Genomic DNA, 2606 nt, shown 5'->3' with positions numbered 1-2606 from the left:
GTGGGAACATACATTCGCCACTTTGGCACTTCAGATGCCGTTTTGGGTAGGGGCGACCATCCCATTAACAACGCCGCTTTTTACCGTAAAATACAACAGATGATGAATTTCTAGGTCTAGAATAGTAACAGCAAGAACTAATGTCAGCTAGTAAGGAACTATACATGCAAAGCATAAAAGATAATTTTCTATCGAGGCTTACTATATTCACATCTGTATTAGCATCTTCTTTTTTGACCTTGAGTTCATTGATGTACATTGCCTTCATCTCTGACACTGAAAAATGGATTTTATCATCAGCAAAAAAGACATCAAACGCTATAGAGTCCATCCTTGATTATGGTGAGATGTCAAATATCTCCGCCCTGAGAGTTAAGGGGATGCCTTGCAAAGAGGCTGCATTAGAACTTAGGCGACAAGTGGCAGTAGTTCCCTACATAAGGTCGGTTAATCTTGCAAGGAATGATAAGATATATTGCACCTCAATATTCGGAGACAGTGATTTCAGAGATAGCAGAGAACATTATAAAGATGGTAAGTTGTTGCTAATGTCAGGGAATAGAGTTCAAGAAAGCCACCCTATTATTGCTATTAGAAATGAAGATGGTGATACAGCTTCTATTAGCGGTATAGATAGTATCTATTTCTCCAAACTATTAGCTCAGCAGGAGGGGGATTATCTACTTCTATCTTTACATATCAATGATGCGTGGCTTACAGAGAATGGACTGTTTTCACATGAAAACCCCGTCAAATACTTGGTTATGAGTCAATATTCAAAATCAGATAGATATCCCTTCATAGTATATGCTGGTTTAAATTTCAGAACTACATTCGATGCCTTCTGGAAGGAAGATAGCAACTATATAATTGGTTTATTCATTCTTCTCGCATCATTTGCAACGGTGATGTGGTGGCAATTGAATAGGCCGCGTTCATTTTCATCTGAATTATTACGAGCGTTGAAAAAACATGAGTTTATTCCATATGCACAACCATTAGTTGATTCAGTGTCTAGGAAGGTTATTGGGATAGAAATTTTGATGCGTTGGAAGCACCCTACTCAAGGGCTGGTCAGGCCAGACTTATTCATACCACAGGCAGAGGAATCAGGATTGATAGTTCCAATGACTGTAAGCCTTCTCAAGGATACGGCGAAGATATTGAAGCAGCACCACCAACTCATACCTAAGGATTTTCATGTTGGAGTCAATATTACAGCTCAGCATTGCAAGGGAATGAAGTTACTTTTTGATTCACAGGAGTTCTTAGCTGAATTGAAAGATTCCAGAGTTAATCTGGTACTTGAATTAACCGAGAGACAAGAATTAGAAACTACAGATCATGTAATAGAACTCTTCACCAGACTTAACAATATGGGTGTGTTGCTAGCTATTGATGACTTTGGAACTGGGCATTCAAGCTTGAGTTATCTTAAAGACTTTAAGGTTGGTTGCTTAAAAATAGATATGTCATTCATCAAGCAAATTGGTGAGGGCTCCATATCAGAGCATTTAATTGACAATATCATAGACTTAGGTAAAAGACTATCACTGACATTAGTTGCAGAAGGAGTTGAAAATGAGAAACAAGCCAGTTTTCTTGAAGAAAAGGGGGTTGCATATCTTCAGGGATATATGTTTGGAAAGCCAATGCCGCTAAGCGATGCGTTGATAGATATTGCAGGCAATAAATAGTCCTGTAGTCAATAAAAAACCTCCTATAATTGCACGGCACGGGATAAATAAACACGAAATGAGGTGTAGGAGGCTAAATTCGTGCAGGCTAAAATGTCAGTTATAGGAACCTATTTTTTAAAAATTGCCAAATTAATAGTAATTTGAAATCTGGAAACTACTTGTCGCTGCTATGGAAGCATCCAACCAAGCAGGCGTTGTTAAAGGGATAGTCGCCCCTAACTAGTAGAGATCCATATCTTTTTTCATACTCAGATACATTGGAGTATTGCAGGTAAGATTCGCAGTTTCTGCTGGTATAAAGGGTGTTATTGCCCATCGATATCAGGGGCCTTCCCTAGAGGGGATTTCTATAGCAATCAGTGTTTACGGTGGAAACAAGAACATCGTGTGGAGCAATTTTTGGCGAGATATTTTACGATTCTAGTCAACAGAAGCATCAGTCATCCATACACATACCTGAAAAACAGACTTGGCAATATCGATACCAACTGTTTTGATCGTGCTCATGTGGTTATCTCCCAAGTTTAACGAAGCCAACCTAAGTATGAAACTGACCGCGCTGGGTGGGGGCGTCCATCACATCACTACACAAGTTACTTGTCCCTCTAACCTATTTACATTAAAGTCTAAACTCTTTAACTTGGCGCGCAAGGCACTTGTTTTCAACTTCCCTAGAATAATGAATGGGTTTTCATAAAAAGGGCCAAGCTAATACTTTGCTTTTTAATAAAAAGCTAAAAATAGAGCGGTGTTGGATCTTGGATTTATATATTTTCGCTCTTTTAATTTTTCAAAAGTTTCCACTTTGATATCTTTACAAATAGTTGAAGGCGTTGTTTCCCAAATCGATACCGCCTGAATGGAACTAACTGAGGGCGCGGTGATCTGATCACCACTACCCCCTTC

2 protein-coding genes are annotated in these 2606 nt (G+C 38.9%); one reads left to right on the top strand and one right to left on the bottom strand.

All coding sequences use genetic code 11. From position 1 onward, the window contains the following. The first annotated feature begins 164 nt into the window (after positions 1 to 164). Entirely contained in the window at positions 165 to 1697 is a 1533-nt protein-coding gene (locus NOM06_RS20690; RefSeq protein WP_255913019.1) for a cyclic diguanylate phosphodiesterase, read from the top strand. Between the two features lie 726 nt (positions 1698 to 2423). On the opposite strand, the gene NOM06_RS20685 is transcribed toward NOM06_RS20690, so the two are convergent. Beyond that, positions 2424 to 2606: hypothetical protein (locus NOM06_RS20685; protein WP_255913017.1), on the bottom strand; the 183-nt coding region annotated here is incomplete at its 5' end.

The sequence above is a fragment of the Aeromonas sp. JL9 genome, from assembly GCF_024436075.1.
In the GTDB taxonomy this organism is placed as follows: domain Bacteria; phylum Pseudomonadota; class Gammaproteobacteria; order Enterobacterales; family Aeromonadaceae; genus Aeromonas; species Aeromonas veronii.
Note: the sequence above shows the minus strand (reverse complement) of the source record. Positions and strands in the feature narration are given on the sequence as shown.